At 66.4% G+C, this 18,869-nt stretch carries 20 protein-coding genes and 1 tRNA gene; 11 read left to right on the top strand and 10 right to left on the bottom strand.

All coding sequences use genetic code 11. The features are described from left to right. The first annotated feature begins 64 nt into the window (after nt 1-64). Complete coding sequence (locus tag F813_RS0100810; protein ID WP_017925197.1) at nt 65-643, top strand: glycine zipper domain-containing protein; 579 nt, start codon at nt 65-67, stop codon at nt 641-643. 145 nt (nt 644-788) lie between these two features. After that, nucleotides 789-2,012 carry a DUF418 domain-containing protein gene (locus F813_RS0100805; RefSeq protein ID WP_017925196.1) on the top strand — a complete coding sequence of 408 codons (1,224 nt, stop codon included), beginning with the start codon at nt 789-791 and terminating at the stop codon, nt 2,010-2,012. 21 nt (nt 2,013-2,033) lie between these two features. Here F813_RS0100805 and radC read toward each other — a convergent pair whose 3' ends face one another. Further along, nucleotides 2,034-2,705, bottom strand: coding sequence for a DNA repair protein RadC (gene radC / locus F813_RS0100800; RefSeq protein WP_017925195.1), 672 nt, complete (start codon nt 2,703-2,705; stop codon nt 2,034-2,036). Between the two features lie 189 nt (nt 2,706-2,894). Further along, nucleotides 2,895-4,748 (bottom strand): dihydroxy-acid dehydratase, encoded by a 1,854-nt coding sequence (gene ilvD, locus F813_RS0100795; protein ID WP_017925194.1) that lies wholly within the window; start codon nt 4,746-4,748, stop codon nt 2,895-2,897. Nucleotides 4,749-4,830: 82 nt separating this feature from the next. Here ilvD and F813_RS0100790 point away from each other — a divergent pair, with 82 nt between their 5' ends. The 3 genes from F813_RS0100790 to argA all read left to right on the top strand — a co-directional run bounded on the left by F813_RS0100790 (nt 4,831) and on the right by argA (nt 7,038). Then, on the top strand, nt 4,831-5,103 hold the full coding sequence (locus F813_RS0100790; RefSeq protein ID WP_017925193.1) for a heavy-metal-associated domain-containing protein: 273 nt from the start codon (nt 4,831-4,833) through the stop codon (nt 5,101-5,103). A 15-nt stretch (nt 5,104-5,118) separates the two neighbouring features. Then, the gene (locus F813_RS0100785; protein WP_017925192.1) at nt 5,119-5,589 is read left to right on the top strand and encodes a DUF192 domain-containing protein; all 471 of its coding nucleotides are present in this window, start codon (nt 5,119-5,121) and stop codon (nt 5,587-5,589) included. A gap of 78 nt (nt 5,590-5,667) precedes the next feature. Further along, nucleotides 5,668-7,038: an amino-acid N-acetyltransferase gene (gene argA, locus F813_RS0100780; protein ID WP_081601266.1), complete on the top strand. Its 1,371-nt coding sequence runs from the start codon at nt 5,668-5,670 to the stop codon at nt 7,036-7,038. A gap of 27 nt (nt 7,039-7,065) precedes the next feature. Here argA and F813_RS0100775 read toward each other — a convergent pair whose 3' ends face one another. Beyond that, entirely contained in the window at nt 7,066-7,944 is an 879-nt protein-coding gene (locus tag F813_RS0100775) for a sterol desaturase family protein (RefSeq protein WP_017925190.1), read from the bottom strand. Between the two features lie 23 nt (nt 7,945-7,967). After that, the gene (gene dksA / locus F813_RS0100770) at nt 7,968-8,393 is read right to left on the bottom strand and encodes an RNA polymerase-binding protein DksA (RefSeq protein WP_012983659.1); all 426 of its coding nucleotides are present in this window, start codon (nt 8,391-8,393) and stop codon (nt 7,968-7,970) included. A 141-nt stretch (nt 8,394-8,534) separates the two neighbouring features. Between dksA and F813_RS0100765 the strand changes: the two genes are divergently transcribed. The 3 genes from F813_RS0100765 to murU are packed head-to-tail and all read left to right on the top strand — an operon-like array spanning nt 8,535 to nt 11,007. After that, nucleotides 8,535-9,332, top strand: coding sequence for a phosphodiesterase (locus F813_RS0100765; RefSeq protein WP_017925189.1), 798 nt, complete (start codon nt 8,535-8,537; stop codon nt 9,330-9,332). Next, on the top strand, nt 9,329-10,315 hold the full coding sequence (locus tag F813_RS0100760; RefSeq protein ID WP_017925188.1) for an aminoglycoside phosphotransferase family protein: 987 nt from the start codon (nt 9,329-9,331) through the stop codon (nt 10,313-10,315). The genes F813_RS0100765 and F813_RS0100760 overlap by 4 nt, the downstream gene beginning before the upstream one ends. After that, on the top strand, nt 10,315-11,007 hold the full coding sequence (murU, locus tag F813_RS0100755) for an N-acetylmuramate alpha-1-phosphate uridylyltransferase MurU (protein WP_017925187.1): 693 nt from the start codon (nt 10,315-10,317) through the stop codon (nt 11,005-11,007). Before F813_RS0100760 ends, murU begins: the two co-directional genes overlap by 1 nt. Here murU and F813_RS0100750 read toward each other — a convergent pair. From F813_RS0100750 to F813_RS0100740, 3 genes are read right to left on the bottom strand one after another with little or no spacing between them, the layout of a single operon-like run. After that, entirely contained in the window at nt 10,992-11,477 is a 486-nt protein-coding gene (locus F813_RS0100750; protein ID WP_017925186.1) for a DsrE family protein, read from the bottom strand. The genes murU and F813_RS0100750 overlap by 16 nt on opposite strands. A 40-nt stretch (nt 11,478-11,517) precedes the next feature. After that, nucleotides 11,518-12,330, bottom strand: coding sequence for a hypothetical protein (locus F813_RS0100745; RefSeq protein WP_017925185.1), 813 nt, complete (start codon nt 12,328-12,330; stop codon nt 11,518-11,520). Further along, nucleotides 12,323-12,883: an RNA polymerase sigma factor gene (locus F813_RS0100740; protein ID WP_017925184.1), complete on the bottom strand. Its 561-nt coding sequence runs from the start codon at nt 12,881-12,883 to the stop codon at nt 12,323-12,325. The genes F813_RS0100745 and F813_RS0100740 overlap by 8 nt, the downstream gene beginning before the upstream one ends. A 145-nt stretch (nt 12,884-13,028) precedes the next feature. Here F813_RS0100740 and F813_RS0100735 point away from each other — a divergent pair, with 145 nt between their 5' ends. Genes F813_RS0100735 through F813_RS0100725 form a run of 3 tightly spaced genes read left to right on the top strand, consistent with a single transcriptional unit; the run spans nt 13,029 to nt 15,933 of the window. Beyond that, a complete protein-coding gene (locus F813_RS0100735) occupies nt 13,029-13,472 on the top strand; it encodes a hypothetical protein (RefSeq protein WP_017925183.1) in 444 nt (147 codons plus the stop codon). 2 nt (nt 13,473-13,474) lie between these two features. Next, complete coding sequence (locus tag F813_RS0100730; protein WP_017925182.1) at nt 13,475-14,911, top strand: glutamate--cysteine ligase GCS2; 1,437 nt, start codon at nt 13,475-13,477, stop codon at nt 14,909-14,911. Between the two features lie 8 nt (nt 14,912-14,919). Beyond that, complete coding sequence (locus F813_RS0100725) at nt 14,920-15,933, top strand: M14 family metallopeptidase (protein ID WP_017925181.1); 1,014 nt, start codon at nt 14,920-14,922, stop codon at nt 15,931-15,933. Between the two features lie 46 nt (nt 15,934-15,979). On the opposite strand, the gene F813_RS0100720 is transcribed toward F813_RS0100725, so the two are convergent. The 3 genes from F813_RS0100720 to F813_RS0100710 all read right to left on the bottom strand — a co-directional run bounded on the left by F813_RS0100720 (nt 15,980) and on the right by F813_RS0100710 (nt 18,854). Then, a complete protein-coding gene (locus F813_RS0100720) occupies nt 15,980-18,214 on the bottom strand; it encodes a hypothetical protein (RefSeq protein WP_017925180.1) in 2,235 nt (744 codons plus the stop codon). Nucleotides 18,215-18,423: 209 nt separating this feature from the next. Next, entirely contained in the window at nt 18,424-18,633 is a 210-nt protein-coding gene (locus tag F813_RS0100715) for a hypothetical protein (protein ID WP_017925179.1), read from the bottom strand. A gap of 144 nt (nt 18,634-18,777) precedes the next feature. Further along, nucleotides 18,778-18,854, bottom strand: a tRNA-Met gene (locus tag F813_RS0100710). Nucleotides 18,855-18,869: the final 15 nt, after the last annotated feature.

Genomic DNA, 18,869 nt, shown 5'->3' with positions numbered 1-18,869 from the left:
TTAAAGAACCGTTCAGCAACCCCGCGCGAGTCTGGAGCCGAGCACGGTCGAAAGGAGACGGACCATGGCACGGAAACGCAACCATTCCCGACGCGGTGTACCCACTCATCTGAAGGCGCTGGCGGCCGCGATGCTGTTCGGCTTCGCCGCCGACACCCTGGCCTCCCCGCCGCCCTGGGCACCAGCCCACGGCTGGCGCGCGCAGAACGACCCGGGGTATGCCGGCTACCACGGCTACAGTTACGACCGCTGGGAACACGACTACGGCGTGATGGACGGGCGCTGCAACCGCGACGCGATCGGCGCGGCGATTGGCGGCGGTGCCGGCGCGGTCATCGGCCACCGGGTCGGCGACGGCGATCCGGTGGCCATCCTGATCGGGGCCGCCGGCGGCGCGGTCCTGGGCGGCATGATCGGGCGCCAGATGGACCGCTCCGACCAGGCCTGCATGGGTCATGCACTGGAACTGGCCGAGCCCGGACAGCCCGTGCACTGGGACAATACCCATGGTCAGCCAGTGCACATGACGCCGGGGCGCGTTCGCGACAGCGGCTGCCGCGACTTCGAGATGACGATCGACGGCGAGCGCCATACCGGCATGGCCTGCCCGGACGAACCCGGCCACTGGGAGATCCGCGGATAAGCGCGCCATTGCCCCGAGTGCCCCGGGGGCCTTGAACGCCCCCGGGCACCATCGCCTATCCTGCAGGGCCAACCTGCCCTGACCCGGCCGACGATGCCTTCCGTCCGGCCACCTAAGGGCCGCACAGCACGGAATGGCTCACTCCATGGCCCGGACCCTGCCCGCCAATACGTCCCCGTCCGCACCGGAACGCGTGATCGTTCTGGATGTACTGCGCGGGGTCGCGATCCTCGGCATCCTGGTGATGAACATCCAGTCCTTCGGGCGCATCTCGAGCGAATACATAAATCCAATGGCACTGGGCCCCCTCCCGCTGGGAGACTGGGTCACCTGGGTCGTGGTCCACGTGCTGGCGGACGAGAAATTCATCAGCATGCTGACCCTGCTGTTTGGTGCCGGGATCGTGCTGATGGCCTCGGGCTCGCGCCATCCGGCCGACACCTTCGAACAGCGCTTTCGCCGCCGCATGGGCTGGCTGTTCCTGATCGGGCTGGCACACGGGCTGATCCTGTGGCCCGGCGACATCCTCGCGGCCTATGCGGTGTGCGGGCTGGTGGCCATGCACTTTCGCGACCACCCGCCGATGACGCTGCTGGGCCTCGGGGTCGCGCTGATCGGCGGGCTGACCGCGCTCTGGCTCGTGCTGAGCGCGATCCTGATCTTCCTTGTTCCCGAGCACTGGCTGCAGACGCTCAACGAACGCTACTGGCAGCCCGGCGCCGATGTCGTCAGCGACGAGCTCAACCGGATGTCCCTGCACTGGCTGGCGGCGACCGGCGAGCGGGCGACCGGTGCACTGACGGCTCAGTTGTGGATGTTTTTTTCCGAGCGCCTGTGGCAGATGCTCGCGATGATGTTCATCGGCATGGCCCTGCTGCGGCTCGGCTTCCTTCACGGGAGCTGGTCGCTGGCCGGCTATCGGCGCGTCGTGCTGCTCGGACTGGGCATCGGCATCCCGCTGGTACTGGCGGGGTTGTGGTTCAACACGGCCGTGGAGTGGGATCTGCGCTACTCGATGTTCCTGGGCCGCATCGCGAATCTGTGGGGCAGTGTCGCGATCGCCCTGGCCTGGGTGTCCCTGGTCATCCTGCTGGCCCACCCCGACGGGCGTCGGCGGATCCTGCCCGGCGTCATCCACGCCCTTGAGGCGGTCGGCCGCCTCGCGCTGACCAACTACATCGGCCAGTCGATCCTGGCCGCGATGATCTTCTACGGGATCGGGCTGGGCCTGTTCTCGCAATTCGGCCACCTCGAACTGCTCGGCATCGTACTGGTGATCTGGGCCGTGCAGGTCACCTTCTCCCTGCTGTGGCAGCGCTACGTCGGCGCCGGGCCCATCGAGACCCTCTGGCGGCGCCTGGCGCATTAATTCACCCGAGCCTCCCGAACGCTACAGGAGCCCCCGTTCGGCCATGGATATCGGGGCGTCGGCAATCACCACGTGATCGAGGACCCGCACATCCACCAGCCCCAGGGCCTCGGTCAAACGCCGGGTGATTGCGATATCCGAGCGCGAGGGCTCGGCCACCCCGGACGGGTGGTTGTGGGCCAGGATCACCGCGGCCGCGTTGTGATGCAGCACGCGGCGCACGACCTCGCGTGGGTGCACAGCGGCGCCGTCAATTGTGCCGCGGAACAGCTCCTCGAAGGCGATCACCCGGTGGCGGTTGTCCAGAAACAGGACCGCGAAGACCTCGAAGGGATAGTCGCGCAGGCGCGCTGCGAGGAACTGGCGGGTGGCGGTCGGCGAGGTCAGCGCATCGCCACGTTCCAGGTCGGCCGCCAGGTGCCGCCGCCCCATCTCGAGCACCGCCTGCAGCTGGGCATACTTGGCATCCCCCAGCCCCGGTGCCGCGCAGAAGCCCGCCTGATCGGCCTGCAGCAGGGGCCGCAGCCCGCCGAAACGGCTGAGCAGATCGCGCGCGACATCGACCGCACTCTTGCCGGCCACGCCGGTGCGCAGAAAGATCGCCAGCAGTTCCGCATCCGAAAGCGCAGCCGCGCCGCGTTCAATCAGTTTCTCCCGCGGGCGCTCGGCCGCGGGCCAGTCGGTAATCGCCATCCCCACCTCCCTGTGGTTCGGTCGTTTGGTTCTCGCCGACTCGGTCATCCCGACCGTAGCGCAGAACCGCAGGATGCGTTGAGCAAAGCGAAACGCATCGATTCGGACACCAATAACAAGCATGATGCGTTTCGCTATCGCTCAACGCATCCTACGACCTAGACCCGCGACCCTGCCGGTGGCCCTTGGTCAGTCCTCGAAGCGGGAGATGTCGCGCACCGCGCCGAAGGCGGCGGAGGTCGTCATCAAGGCGTAGGCACGCAGGGCCTGGGAGACCGGGCGGTTCCGCGACTCGGGCTTCCAGGCCTTCGCGCCGCGGGCCTCCATCGCCTCGCGCCGGGCCGCCAGGGTGGCGTCGTCGACGTCGATGCGGATCTCGCGCCCGGGGATGTCGATCACGATGGTGTCGCCCTCCTCGATCAGGCCGATCGCGCCGCCCTGCGCGGCCTCCGGGGAGACGTGGCCGATGGACAGCCCGGAGGTGCCGCCGGAGAAGCGCCCGTCGGTGATCAGCGCGCATTCCTTGCCCAGCCCCTTGGACTTCAGATACGAGGTCGGGTAGAGCATCTCCTGCATCCCGGGACCGCCCTTCGGGCCCTCGTAGCGGATGATCACGACATCACCGGCCTGCACCTGATCGCCGAGGATCGCCTCGACGGCCGCGTCCTGGCTCTCGAACACACGCGCCGGCCCGGAGAACTTCAGGATGCTCTCGTCGACGCCCGCGGTCTTCACGATGCAGCCGTCCGGGGCCATGTTGCCGTAGAGCACGGCCAGGCCGCCGTCCTGCGAGTAGGCGTGTTCGATGTCCCGAATGCAGCCGTTCTCGCGGTCGATATCCAGGCTGTCCCAGGTCTTGTCCTGGCTGAACGCGACCTGCGTGGGCACGCCGCCCGGCGCAGCCTTGTACAGGGTCTCGGAGGCAGCGGCGTGGCGCATCACGTCCCACTGCTCCAGCGCCTGGCCCATGGTGTCGGCGTGGACCGTCGGGACATCGCGGTGGATCAGTCCGCCGCGGTCCAGCTCGGCGAGGATGCCGACCACGCCCCCGGCGCGGTGCACGTCCTCCATGTGATAGAGCTGAGTGGCCGGGGCCACCTTGCACAGGTTCGGCACCTTGCGCGACAGGCGGTCGATGTCCGCCATGGTGAAGTCGACCTCGCCCTCGCGCGCGGCCGCCAGCAGGTGCAGCACGGTGTTGGTGGAGCCGCCCATCGCGATGTCCAGGCTCATCGCGTTCTCGAAGGCCTCGAAGGTGGCGATCGAACGCGGCAGCACGGATTCGTCATCCTGCTCGTAATAGCGCTTCGCAAGCTCGACCACGCGTCGACCGGCCTGTTCGAACAACGACTTGCGCCCGGCGTGGGTGGCCAGCAGCGAGCCGTTGCCCGGCAGCGACAGGCCCAGGGCCTCGGTCAGGCAGTTCATCGAGTTGGCGGTGAACATGCCGGAGCAGGAACCACAGGTCGGGCAGGCGGAGCGCTCGATGGCCTCCACCTCCTCGTCGCTGGCGCTGGAGTCAGCGGCCTTGACCATCGCATCCACCAGGTCGAGGTGGATCACGTTGTCACTGCCCGGGACCTTCACCTTGCCGGCCTCCATCGGGCCGCCGGAGACGAACACCACCGGGATGTTCAGGCGCATCGCGGCCATCAGCATCCCGGGGGTAATCTTGTCGCAGTTGGAGATGCACACCAGCGCGTCGGCGCAGTGGGCATTGACCATGTACTCGACCGAATCGGCGATGATCTCGCGCGAGGGCAGCGAATAGAGCATCCCGCCGTGGCCCATCGCGATGCCGTCATCCACCGCGATGGTGTTGAACTCCTTGGCCACGCCTCCGGCCTTTTCCACCTCGCCGGCGACCAGCTGGCCCAGATCCTTCAGGTGCACGTGCCCGGGCACGAACTGGGTGAAGGAATTGGCAATGGCGATGATCGGCTTGCCGAAGTCGCCATCCTTCATGCCGGTGGCGCGCCACAGGGCGCGGGCGCCGGCCATGTTGCGGCCGTGGGTGGTGGTGCGAGAACGGTAGACGGGCATGATCGGGTCTCGTGAACGTTTATGCAGAAGCGGAATCGTACATAATGAGTCGTACAAACCCCAGTATCCCGAGGTCCAGGCAATGAAAATCGAGGTCGAGAACATCAAGTGCGGCGGCTGTGCCAGCTCCATCCGCAAGGGCCTGATGCAGGTCGAAGGCGTCACTGAAGCCAAGGTCGACGTGGAAGGCGGCGCCGTGGAGGTCCAGGCCCCGGACAGCGCCCGCGAGGCGGTCGCCGCGAAGCTGGCCAGCATGGGCTACCCCGAGGTGGGCTCGGTCTCCGGTCTGCGCTCCGCCAGCGCCAAGGCCAAGTCCTTCGCCAGCTGCGCCGTGGGACGCATGAGCGGCGACTAGCCGGCAACAGGCCAGATGCGCTCATTCCCGCGTATCGCGCCCGCCCTCGTGGCGGGCGCAGCTTTGCTGGGGGTCCTGCTGCTGTGGGGCGCGGCCCAGGCCGGTTCCGGCCTGCCCGTCGCCGAACTCAAGGTCGGCGAGCGCACGCTGACCATCAAGATCGCCGCCAACGAGCCGGCCCGCCGTCAGGGCCTGATGTACCGCGAGGAACTGGCCGACGACCGCGGGATGCTGTTCGTCTGGGACCGCCCGGCGCGTTACGCGATGTGGATGCGCAACACCTACATCCCGCTGGACGTCGCGTTCATCGATACCGACTACCGCATCACCAACATCGAGACCATGGAGCCGCAGACCACCACCCTGCACGAAGCCGAGCGCGACGTGCTCTACGCGCTGGAGGTCAACGCGGGCTGGTTCGCGGAAAACGATGTCAGCGCCGGCGACCGGATCGACGACCTCCCGTGCGCGCTGGGCAAGAAATAGCTCAGATCTCGCACTGATGCGCCCGGCGCGCGCTTTCCCTACACTGTCCGACAAGCCCATCCGCGCGCGGACACGCCCGTGAACCCTCCCGCCACCGCCAGTGCCACGCCCGGCGCGCCCAGCGAAACCCGGGCGGCCCCGCACCCCTCGGAACTCGACTGGTTCCGCGGGGCGGTGCCGTATATCGCCGCGCACCGGGGTCGGACCATGGTCATCGCGCTGGCCGGCGAGGCCGCGCTGGCACCGGAATTCCCGGAGCTGATGCGCGATATCGCCAAGCTGCACGCCCTCGGTGTGCGCGTAGTGCTGGTCTATGGCGTCCGCCCGCAGATTGAGGCCCGGCTCGCCGAGCGCGGTCTGACGCCGCAATACGCGGAGGGCCTGCGGGTCACCGACGCACCGGCGCTGGAGGCCGTGCTGGATGCGGTCGGCCGGCTGCGCCTGCAGATCGAGGGGCTGCTCTCGCGCAGCCTGGGCCAACCGGGCACCGGCAATGCGCGACTGCGCGTGGCCAGCGGCAATTTCGTCACCGCGCGCCCCCTCGGCGTGCGCGGCGGCGTGGACTTTCATTACACCGGCGAGGTACGCGGGGTCGATACCGAGGCCCTGCGCAACCTGCTGGACCGGGAACAGGTGGCGCTGGTCTCGCCGCTGGGCTACTCGCCCACCGGCGAGGTGTTCAACCTCTCCGGCGAGGACGTGGCGACCCAGGTCGCGATCGCCCTGAACGCGGACAAGCTGATTTTCCTGACCGAGGCGGGGGTCCTGCGCGACCCGCAACACGGGGTTCTGGGCCAGCTGACCGTGCCCGCCGCGGAACGGCTCCTGGCAGAGTCGGACGATCTGCCGGAGGAGCTGGCCAATCACCTCAAGAGCGCGATCGATGCCTGCCGCCAGCGCGAGATGCGCGTGCACCTGGTGGACCGTCATGACGATGGCGGGCTGCTGATCGAGCTGTTCACCCGCCAGGGAATCGGCACGCTGGTCTCGCGCGAACCGCTGGAAAGGCTGCGTCAGGCAACGATCGACGATGTCGGCGGTATCCATGCCCTGCTGCAGCCGCTGGAGGCCGAGGGCATCCTGGTCCATCGCGCGCGCGAGCACCTGGAACTGGAGATCGAGCGCTTCCAGGTGCTGGATGCCGACGGTCTGATCATCGGCACCGCCGCGCTGTATCCGTTTGGCGAGGAGGCGGCGGAGATCGCCTGTCTGGCCCTGCACGCCGACTATCGCGGCAGCGGCCGGGGCGACCGCCTGCTGGCGGCGATGGAGTCACTGGCGCGGGAACAGGGAGCCCGACAGCTGTTCGTGCTGACGACCCGCACCGCGCAGTGGTTCCAGGAGCGCGGCTACACGACCGGTCGGGTCGATGATCTGCCACCCGAGCGGCGCGCACACTACAACCAGGCGCGAAACTCCCGGGTCTACACGAAGCGGCTCCAGCCCTGACCTCTGCTGCCTGCCGCAACAGCGTCGTCAGCGGCGACGGCGGGTGACCTCCTCGTTCGAATCCCCCTCGGTTTCGGGCCGGCGATTGATCGGATAGCTGTCGGCGGGCCCGACGAAGGGCTGGATCAGCATGCGGTCGAGCCGCTCCCAGGCGGGGTCACGGAACTGGTTGAGCCCGATGGTCATGCCGTCATGCCCGTCCTGCGGCTGCGCGCGGTAGGTCCCCATGATCCGGTCCCAGAGCGAGAGATTGAATCCAAAGTTGGAGTTGGTCTCGTGCGGATACCAGGAGTGGTGGACGCGGTGAAAGTCCGGCGTGACGACGAACCAGCGCAGCACCCGGTCCACCGCCGCCGGCATGCGCACATTGGAGTGGTTGAACAGGGCCAGCGAACTGAGGATCACTTCGAAGATCAGCACCGCCAGGGCCGGGGCGCCGATTGCGACCACCACCATGGCCTTGATACCGAACGACAGCAGGATCTCCAGCGGGTGGAAGCGCAGGCCAGTGGTCAAGTCGAAGTCGAGATCCGCGTGGTGCATGCGATGCAGCCGCCACAGCGACGGGATGGCATGAAACATCACATGCTGCGCCCAGATCGCGAAATCGAGGACCACGACCGCAATCAGGACGACCAGCCAGAAGGGCAGATCCAGCACCTGCAGCAGTCCCCAGCCCTGGGTCTCGACAAACAGCCCCAGACCCACCAGCCCCGCCGGAAACAGGAACCGGGTCAGCAGCGTGCCGGTAATCACCACACCCCAGTTGTTCGACCAGCGATAGGCCTTGCCCACCGACAGGGGACGCCGCGGCCCCAGGATCTCCCAGGTCGCCATGATCGCCAGAACGGACAACAGGATGCCGATTCGAATAATCGGCTCCTGCGCCAGAAACCAGTCCGCCATGCGTCTTCCAGCTGCGCCCCTGTCTACTGACCGAAACGCGCCTCGTTGCGTTCATGGGCCTCCTGGGCCGCCACGCTCAGGGTCGCGATCGGACGGGCCTCCAGGCGGGCGATCCCGATCGGCTCCCCCGTCTCCTCACAGTAGCCGTATTCACCCAGATCAATACGCGCCAGGGCCGCATCGATCTTGTTCAGCAGCTTGCGGTAGCGATCCCGCGTCCGCAGCTCCAGCCCGGCGTCGGCCTCGTGGGTCGCGCGGTCGTTGGGGTCCGGTTCCTGCCAGCTCTCGGTGCGCAGGTGCTCGAGCGTCTGCTCGGACTCCTCGATCAGCTCGGCACGCCAGGCTTCGAGCTTGGCGCGAAAGTAGTCCAGCTGACGCGGATTCATGTAGGGTTCGTCCTCGGACGGACGATACCCGGACTCCAGGATGGTTTCGGCTTCTTGGCTCATATTGGCCCCTCGCCGGACCGTCTTCCGACCCCATGTCGGAACGGACCCGGCACGACGACAGGTACACCCGATCCAGTATAGGGCACTTCCCCGCACGCACGGCAAACGCCGCGCAACTATCGCCGGACTTCATGGGAATCCATGCACACCATGAGAACCACGCAGCGCCTGATCCAGATCAGTGACACCCACCTGGGCCGCGACCCTGGCCCGATCCGGGCCGGATATCCGGACAGCGACACCCAGCTGGAGCGAATCCTCGATGCCCTGCCCCGGGAACCGGCGGCGGATGTCCTGCTGCTGAGCGGCGATCTGGCCGAGGACCCGGAACCCGTCACCTACGCGCGGCTGACGAAGCTGCTGCGCGCGCGACACGAACCGATGCTCGCGCTCGCCGGCAACCACGACGATTCGAACACCCTGCGCGCGGCGCTGGAGCCCGGAACCTGCCAGGTCCATGGCGAGATAATACTGGGGCCCTGGAAACTGATCGGCCTGGATTCCAGCACCCCCGGCGAGGCGGCCGGACGTCTGGACGCGGCAGAGTGCGAGCGTCTGGAGCGAAGCCTGGCGGCTGATCCGGACCGCCCCACCGTCGTCGCCCTGCACCATCCGCCCGTGACCATCGGCAGTGCCTGGATGGATCGGATGCGGCTGCTGGAGCCAGAGACGCTGTTCGCAGTGCTTGACCGCCATCCGCAGGTACGCGCCTGCCTGTTCGGGCACATCCACCAGGACTTCCGGACCCGGCGGGGTTCGATCGAGCTCCTAGGCTGCCCTTCGACCTGCGTGCAGTTCACGCCGGGCTCCGAAGCGTTCGCCGTGGATGCGGCCATGGAAGCCGGCTACCGCATCCTGGATCTGCACCCGGATGGGCGATTCGATACACAGGTGGTCCGCGTACCGGGGACCCGTATTGCCATGGAACCCTCGGCATGAATACGCCAGACGCTCGCACCCAGGCCCTGCAGCGGTGGCTGGAAACCCTGGCCGGGGATTTCGAGGATCTGCGGCTGCTGCGTGCGGATGCGAGCTTTCGCCGCTATTTCCGCGCACGGCGGGACGGGGTATCGGTCGTGATCATGGACGCCCCGCCCGAACGCGAGGCGACCCGGCCCTTCGTGCGGATTGCGCGGCTGCTGGAGAACCTGGGGCTGCGGCCGCCCCGAATACTCGAACACGACGCCGACTCGGGCTTTGTGCTGCTGGAGGACCTGGGGGACCGTACCTTCACCCAGGCCCTGGCTGAAGGGGCGGACGAATGGCCGCTGTACCAGCGCGCCCTGGATACACTGGCCATGCTGCATCGGCGCTGGCCCGAGCAAGGCCGCGCTGATCACATCCCCCCCTATGACCGCGAGCGCCTGCTGGCAGAAACGGCCCTGTACGCGGACTGGTACTGGCCTCGACTGAACGACCAGGCGATGCCGGAACCCATGCGTGCCGATTTCGACGCCGCCTGGCATCAGGTACTGGATGCCCTGCCGAGCCTCCCTGACACCCTGGTACTGCGTGATTTCCATGTCGACAACCTGATGCTGCCTCCCGGCAACGAGCAGGCCTGCGCGCTGCTGGACTTCCAGGATGCGGTCATCGGCAGCCCCGCCTATGACGTGGTCTCGCTGCTGGAGGATGCGCGCCGCGAGGTCTCGGCCGACACAGTCACCCGCGGCCTTGAGCACTATCTGGCGAACTCCGACATTCCCCGCGCGTCGTTCATGGCGCACTATCACGTGCTGGGCGTGCAGCGCACGGTGAAGATCCTGGGTATCTTCGTGCGCCTCGCCGAACGCGACGGCAAGCCCCGCTATCTGGAGCACCTGCCGCGTCTGCACGGGCTGCTGGAGCAGGGCCTGCGCCACCCCGAACTGGGGCCGGTCGCTCGCTGGTTCGCCGCCCACACGAACAGGCAGCACGCCTGATGCGCGCGATGATCCTGGCTGCCGGACGTGGCGAGCGCATGCGGCCGCTGACCGACCATTGCCCGAAGCCACTGCTGCCGGTCGCCGGGCGCCCGCTGATCACCTACACCCTGGAGCGCCTGGTCCGAGCCGGCTACGGCACAGTGGTAATCAACACCGCACACCTGGGCGCACAGATCCGCGAGACGCTGGGGGCCGAATACGCAGGCACGCGACTGTTGTACTCCGAGGAACCGGAAGGGGCACTGGAAACCGCAGGTGGCATCCGCCAGGCCCTTCCCCTGCTGGGCGACGCGCCGTTTCTGGTGGTCAATGGCGACGTCTGGTGCGAGCACCCGCTCCACCCTCCCGCCCAACCAGTGCTCGCGGAAAGGGGCCTGCTCGCACACCTGGTGCTGGTGGACAACCCGCCGCACCACCCGGAGGGCGATTTTCGGCTGTCCGGCGGGCGGGTGTCGCTGGATACTGGCACGCCGCTGACCTTCAGCGGCATCGGCTGGTATCACCCCGCGCTGTTCGCGGGCCTGCCCGAAGGGCGCCGCCCACTGGGGCCCCTATTGCGCGAGGCCATCGACGGCGGGCGGGTGAGCGGAGAACACTACGCGGGCGACTGGCGCGACATCGGCACGCCCGAGCGCCTCGCGGCGCTGGAGGCGGATATCGACCGGCGCCGCGATTACGGCTTGATATAGGTGTAGCCCGCGCGCTGCAGCCGAGTCAGCTCGCCGATTCCCGAGGGCACACGGTCCTCGGGCTGGGCATCATGCAGATCGTCCAGCGCGATGCCGCGCTTGTCCAGGGTGTTGCCGCAGACGAGGAACCGCACATCCTGCATCTTCAGAGTGTCCACGGTACTGCGAAGGTCAGGATCGTCCTTGGCGTGCTGCAGCAGGCTGACCCCGCCACCGTGCATAACAACCTTGATCTCCAGGCGATCCACACCACTCCCGTCGATATGGTTCTGCAGATTGCGCAGGGCGTTGAGGTGCAGGGCCGGGTCATCGGCGTTGATGTGGTAGACCACCTGCAGCTTGTCGTCGGCCTCGGCCAGCTCGCCGGCGCGCTCGGACGAGAACAGGGCCCAGGTGCCCCCCAGCGACAGGAGAAAAAGCGCCCCGGCCAGGAGCCAGCCGGGGCGCGCGAGAAACGAGAGTGGTTTCATCTCCGGGGCGGGGCCTCGGGTCTACCCGTGACGTCCAGGTTCATACCTTGATGTAGATCCAGCCTTCGGCCTGGCGACGCGCGGCCTCGGCTACGCCGGAATCGATCTGTTCGGCCTGCGGGAGGATGTCCACCGTGCCCCCCTCCTCGCGCGCCAGGCGGTCGAGGGTCTGGGCACAGGCCGTGAAGCGCAGACTCGAATATTCCTCGCTAAGTGCAGCGACCCGCTCGGGGTACGGGGCTCGGTCCGTGCGCAGGAAGTCCATCGCGTTGTTGTGCACCACGACCTGCACGTTCAGCTCGCGGCCATCGGCCGCCGCGTCGCGGTACATCGCCTCGATGTCGTCCAGCAGCTCGGCCATCGATTTCGGATCAGCCTCGTTGATATGCAGCAGGATCTGGTCGGTCTCGGTCGCCGCGACGACCTGCGGGGCAGAGCCGCCAGTTTGATCACGACCGGCAATCTGCGCCGTCTCGCCGGCATCACCACTGATCCAGGCGGTCGGCTCGCCGCTGCCGAGGAAGCCGGCATCGCGTGTAATCTCGTAACCTGCCAGGGATCCCAGCACCAGCGCCACGACCCCGGCCGCCATCGACGGGAACCAGTGGCTGCGCGAGGCTCGAGGGATCCGGCAGCGCCCGGCATCGGACTGGGCCACGGGCACGTCCTGATAGGCCATGCCCACCAGCTCCTTGAGCTGGTGCATGTCGCAGACCTCGCGGCTCAGCCGTTCGCTGGAAGAGATCAGTTTCAGTGTATTGAGACGATCCTCGGGCGAGAATTCGCCATCGACGAACGCATTGAGAATCTCCTCGCTGGGGCGATCCTGCGCATTGAGACGGTGTTCAGCCATGCCGATTCCTCACTACCTGAAGATGGGGTCCATCGGCCGCTTGCCCCTGGTCGGCCTGCTGCTCCAACAACACCTTTTTCAGTTGCGCCCGAGCCCGGCTCAGGCGGCTCATTACGGTCCCGATCGGCACATCCAGCACCTCCGAGACTTCCGAATATGCAAACCCTTCCAGGTCCACAAGCGACACCACCTGCCGGTGATCCGCGCTCAGCTGCGCCATCGCACGGTGGACATCCGACACCATCCGGTTGCGTTCGGTCTGCATCTCCGGACAGTCCTCACAGGGCAGCTCCATGCTGTCCACGTCCACCGTATCCTTCTGCCGCCACCCCCAGTCCCGATAGCAGTTGGTCATGATACGGAACACCCAGGCCTTCAGGGCGCTCTCGTCCTTCAGCGATTTCAGCCGGGTCAGGGCCTTCATCATCGCTTCCTGCACCAGGTCGTCGGCCAGGGCGGCGTCGTGACACCAGGCAAAGGCCATGCGGTACATCTGCGGTCGAAGGTCACAGACCTTCTGGCGCAGCCGCCTCTGTGCGAACCAGGTCGCCATGTTGTATTTCCTCCATCCGCAGGGCCGTACGTGCGGCCTTGCTTGTTCTTGTACCTTGTAGGACGCTACCCAACGCAGCGCTATTCCGGACCACACAGCGTCCCCTTTGTGGACTGTGTCCCGAATCCCAGCTTCAGGATACCCAATGCCCTTCGATCCGCAACAACTGGAAGCCTCTTTTGCGTTCGACCCCGAGACCACCCGTGACCTGCGCGAGCGCTGGTCACGTCTGATCACCAATGCCGTCTGGGGCGACCTGAAGACCGGGACCATCGGGGCAGTACCCCGTCTGCGCAAGCGCCTGCTGGAGCTGGGCGAGAACCTGCGGTCGCTGCTGTCCGACCGCGCCTGGATCCCGCACGAACGTGAACGCGTGAAGGGGGCGATGGCGGCTGCACTCAACCTGCGTGACAGCCTGCAGCAGACCGACCGTGCGGCGAAGCTGCTGAACGGGGGCGAGGATTTCGCGGCCTTCGAGGCCGACTACCTGGCCTTTCGCAAGGCGCTGCTGACCTTCCTCGAACAGCACGAACAGGTCTGGGGCGACCTCCTGGAAAGCCTCTACGACGACGCGCCAGACGAGGACTAACTTTGGGCCAGGAGATCGCCGACGAGCACTTCGACGCAAGGGACTACGAGCGCTTCCGCGCCGCCCTGGGCCGCGAGACGGCGCTGCTGCACGAATGGCTGGAACAGCAGTCGGATGGCCCGGTGGCCCCGCCACGGCTCGGGTTCGAGATCGAGGCGTGGCTTTGCGACGCGGCCGGCCACCCCCTGCCGGTCAACCAGGGGGTCCTCGAATCCATGGACAGCCCGCTGGCCACGCTGGAACTCGCCCAGTTCAACCTCGAACTCAACTCGTCGGTCTTCCAGATAGGCCCCGGGTGCTTTGCCGCGATCCTCTCGGAGCTGAACGAGACCCTGCGCCAGGCGCGCCGCGCCGCACGCCACCACCAGGCTGAACTCCTGATGGCCGGCACCCTCCCGACTCTCCAGCCGGCGGACCTCGGCCTGCACCACATGTCGCCCCAGGCGCGTTATCGCGCGCTGAATACGGCAGTGCTGGAACAGCGTGCGCAACGACCGCTTCAGCTCGATATCGTCGGGCGCGAGCATCTGCAGCACGCCCACCGCGACGTGATGCTGGAGGCCCTGGCCACCTCGTTCCAGGTCCACACGGAAACGCGTCCCGCGATCGCTCACCGCGCCTACAACGCCAGCCTGGTGGCCAGCGCCCCGGTACTGGCCGCGGCCGGCAATACCCCGTTCGTGTTCGGTCATGACCTGTGGTGCGAGAGCCGTATCCCGGTGTTCGAGCAGTCGGTCGAGGTGGGGGGCTTTGCCGACAGCGCGCGCGGCCCGATTCGCCGCGTGACCTTTGGCACGGGCTATCTGCATCACTCGATCGGCGAACTCTTTACCGAGAACCTGGAGCACTTTCCGGTCCTGTTGCCGGCCAGGCTCGATGCCCCGCCGCGGGAGCTACGGCACCTGGCCCTGCACAACGGGACGATCTGGCGCTGGACACGACCCATCGTGGGCATCGACGAACGCGGCCGCCGCAACCTGCGCCTGGAGTTCCGCTGCCTGCCGGCCGGGCCAACACTGATCGACATGCTGGCGAACACGGCGTTCGCGATGGGGCTGACGGAGCACCTGATTCACGAATCGCCCGACGGCACACTGGGCACACCCTTCTCGGAGGCACGCGACAACTTCTACAATGCCGCGCGCTACGGACTGGACGCCCGGCTGCGCTGGGGACACGCGGAGCCGGAGCCGGCCCCCCGGCTGATCCGACGGCACCTCCTACCCCGAGCCGCCGCGGGACTCGAGCGTCTGGGGGTGGACCCCGCCGAGTCCAACAGCCTGCTCGGAATCATCGCGGCGCGCACCGCCACGCGGCAGACCGGGGCCCAGTGGCAACGCGACTGGGTCGAACGTCACGGCCGAGACTGGTCCGGTCTCGTACGCGCCTATCGCGGCTGGCAGAACACCGGCTCGCCGGTCCACACCTGGGGACTCTGACTCAACCCATGACCCAAGACCTGCCTGAACTCCACGAACTGCCCGATGGCTTTCTCGACGCCACCCCGCAGAACCTGCACGAGTGCGTGCCGGAGCCCACACTGATCCACCTGGAGGGGCAACGCCGCCCGGCGGTCGCGGTCGTCCTGCTGCTGCATGGCAACGAGCCCGTGGGCCTGCAGGCGGTCCAGCAGCTACTGCGGTACTACACCGGGAAGCCCCTGCCGCGGGCCCTGACGCTGATCATCGGCAACCCGCGGGCCGCGGCCGTCAGCCAGCGCCATCTCGACGAGCAGCCGGACTTCAATCGCATCTGGCCCGGCACCGAGCAGGCGGGATCGCCCGAAGCCGAGCGCTTCGCCGAGGTCTGTCGCCGCCTGGAACAGCGCGGACTGTTTGCCGCGGTCGATCTGCACAACAACACCGGACGCAACCCGCATTACGCCTGCATCAACCGCCTGGACCCGGCCTTCATGAACCTGGCGGCGCTGTTCGGGCGCACGGTGGTCTATTTCACGCGCCCGCGCGGCGTTGCCTCGATGGCCCTGGCGCGGATCGCCCCCTCGGTGACGCTGGAATGCGGCCCGCCGAATGACGAGTCGGGCATCCAGCACGCCTTCGAGATGCTAAATGCGGTACTGCACCTCGATCACTTTCCGGAACATCCACCGCGTGCCGGCGATATCGAGATCTTCCACACCGTGGCCCAGGTGCGGGTGCGACCCGGGCTGCAGGCCGGGCTGGACGCGCAGCACGATGTTCGGCTCGAACCCGACCTGGATCGCCTGAATTTCCAGCTGCTCCCGGCCCGTTCAACGCTGGTACATGTCCGCCCGGAGGTGGACAGCCCGCTGGTCGCGATCGCAGAGGATGGAAGCGAGGTCACGGCGGACTATCTGGAGACGCGTGGCGACGAGATCCGGCTCAAGCGCGCCGCCATGCCATCGATGCTGACGCTGGACTCACGGGTGATCGCGCAGGATTGCCTGTGCTACCTGATGGAGCCTCTGGCCCTGCCATGAGGCTAGAGATCCACCCCTGACGCATCAGGGACAGACCCCGCTGTTCCTACTTCTTGCTACTGGTGCGGCGCTTGGTCGCGGTGGCACCGGTCTTGCCGTCGTTCAGGCTGATGATCTGCGTCTTGCTCGTGCGATGGCGGTAGATCTCGCGCAGGTAGCGAATCGCCTGTTTGACGTTCTCGCGACTCAGACGGATGTCGTTGATCGAGACAAAGCTCTTCTCGTCGCTGCACATCTCGCGATACTTCTTCTCGTACATCGGCTTGATCGCGTACCAGTTGGTATCAAGGATGCGCGTCGGATTCTCGAATTCATTGAGCATCTCGTCCACGCACTGCTCGTCGAATTCCTCGGCCCGAATCAGGTCCAGGACCGCATGGTCGAGGGTGTCGTCGAAGCGGGTCTTGTCATTGGCGAAGCAGCGCTTGATGTACGCCACGAACAGGGTCAGAAAGTCGTCCGAAAGACAGGGGCTCTTCACCACCAGCGTGGTCAGCGACAGGTTGGCCGAGGCCCCGATGACCAGGGCATAGCGCTTGAGCGTGGTGTTCGGGAACAGCCCGTTCAGGTGGGTCTTCAGCCGGTTCAGGTCCATGTAGGACAGCTTGTAGTCCTTCGGCAGCGACAGGATCGTGACGATGGACGAGCAGTTCTTGAAAAAGTGCAGGTCGCGCAGATGGACCGCATCCATGCTCGACTCCTTGTACTTCTTCAAGGCCTCCCGGTAGCGCGGGGCATCGATCGGCAGCAGGCTGATGCCCTCGATCGCCTCGGTCTGCTTGTTGAAATGCGGCAGATCGATGGACCGGTAAAACAGGTCGTCGATATCCAGCGAGCCCTGCCCGACCGGGGCCTGCTCACCGGTCGCCACCTCGGACTCCGCGTAAGCCACGGCCACCGGCCCCGCCAGGCTCATGAACAGGTCATTCGCATCCAGGCGGATCGTCTCGCCGATGTCGACCCCCGCGCGGCGGAAATAGTCTTCGTCGTAGTCAGTGGTGACCGCCTGCGCGGTCAGGATGTTGAAGATCTGCTGGGAGATGTACTGGTTGGCGTACTTCTCCATGGCGTTGACGTCGACATTGCGGATATTGCCGTCGTCGGTCTCCTCCGCGTAGCGCATGATGTCGTTGGAGATCAGCATCATCGCGTTCCAGGGACGGATGCGGTGCATCATGTCCTCGTCGCGCGTCTCCTCGGCCTCGAAGTTGTAGGAGAAGTCCCATTCCTCCGCGAGATACTTGCACAGCAGGCGCCCGGCATTGATGTGCAGCGCCTCGGACATCTCCACCCGGTTGTCCTGGATGTTCGGCAGGATGCAGATGCCGGCGGCAAAGATCGGCTCGAACACGAACGAGTGGTCGCGGTTGGCCTTGTCGCGCTTTTCCAGCTTCGGGTCGAAGGTCTTGCGCATGTAGGAGTACTGCTGCGCCAGCCCGAATTCCGAGGCCATGCCGGAGCCCGTACCGCCACCCGCGCTGAAGATGTAGAAGTACAGCCGCGACTGGTTCGCCTTGATGCCGCAGGAATCGATCAGATAGGAGTGGATGAATTTCCAGTCCTCGTTGGAGAACTGATCGGTGTCCTTGTTGAGGATGATGCGCGCGAGGTACTGACCCAGGATGGGCGCGTTACCGGCCCCGCCGGCATGCACCTCGGACAGGTCCATGATCTTCATCTTGTTGTAGTTGTCGATGAAGTTGTCCTGTCCGGCACGGCTGGAGAAGCGGATACGCCCCTCGATGTCCTTGTCGAGATCGCCCAGCATCACCATCGGCTCAATCAGGAACACCGGCTTCACGGCATTGGACGGCGGCAGGTTCAGGCTCTTGCGGATCCAGCGCAGCGGCCGCATCTCCTTCTCGCGCCCCCCGTTCTCCTCGTTGTCCAGCTCGCGCATGTATTCCGAACGCGCGCTGTGGACCAGCGCCGCCACGTCCAGGGCCACATTGGAGCCGCAGCGCCCGACGCCGATCAGGCACACCGACGGGAAGCACTGCTGCTTGTGCTCGTCTGCAGCGCCGCCCTTGGTCAACCGAGGGAAAACCGTGCTGCGCAGGTGATCGAGATTCTCGAGAATCCGATCGAGGTCACGCTCGGTAAAGTAGTGTGGCTCTGCGCGATCCTGGGTGGTGCGCATCGACGCGCGACTGGCACCCGCGGCCGGCATGGCCATGCGCGGCCGCGATGGTGGCGCCGCCACGACCCCTTCAGTCAGGGCGTTGTCCGCATCCTCGGGCGGGTTCTCCGGCGTAGTATCGCTGGGCTTGGACGTGGACATGCCTGTACTCCTGTGTGAATCGCCAAAAGTGAGCGCTGGTTCCTTGCGCCTCGCACTAAAGCATGGCGAGGGCGGGGTTTCAACCAGACAGGAGCCACGGGCCGACTGGCCACGTATGGCAAGGGATCACGCGACAGAGAAGCGTTCGACGAGCGAGCAGGCCGTCACCCTAAAGACGGACGACGCGGGGAAGCATCATCCAGGAAAACTCAGCCGTCGCGCTCGACGCGCTCGAGCACCTGGGAGACGTGGTCACCCTTGCGGTAATTCGGCAGATCACGCTGCATGTCGGCCAGGGCCTTTTCGCGCGCCTGCTCACTGTCATACCAGCGGTAGGACTCCCAATCGGGACCCAGCAGGTGCGGCATACCCATGGTGCTGCCTTCCGGCAGGCGGATGCGGATTCCGTAACGTTTCATGGAGTTCGTCCGATATTGATCGCAATGAGCCGGGCCGGCCGGAGCGCAGTCTAGCCGAGCCCTGGAAGGCCAGCAACAAACCGACGCAGCACCCCCAGAACAAAAAAGGGGCTGCCGAAGAAGCAGCCCCTTTCGGGAAGACGGTGGTGGCTACGCCCTGATTCGAACAGGGGACCCCATCATTATGAGTGATGTGCTCTAACCAGCTGAGCTACGTAGCCACGCGGGCTGCGAAT

The organism is Thioalkalivibrio sp. HL-Eb18, assembly GCF_000364985.1.
Lineage (GTDB): Bacteria > Pseudomonadota > Gammaproteobacteria > Ectothiorhodospirales > Ectothiorhodospiraceae > Thioalkalivibrio.
The sequence above is the reverse complement of the archived record's forward strand: the minus strand, read 5'-3'. Positions and strand labels throughout refer to the sequence as shown.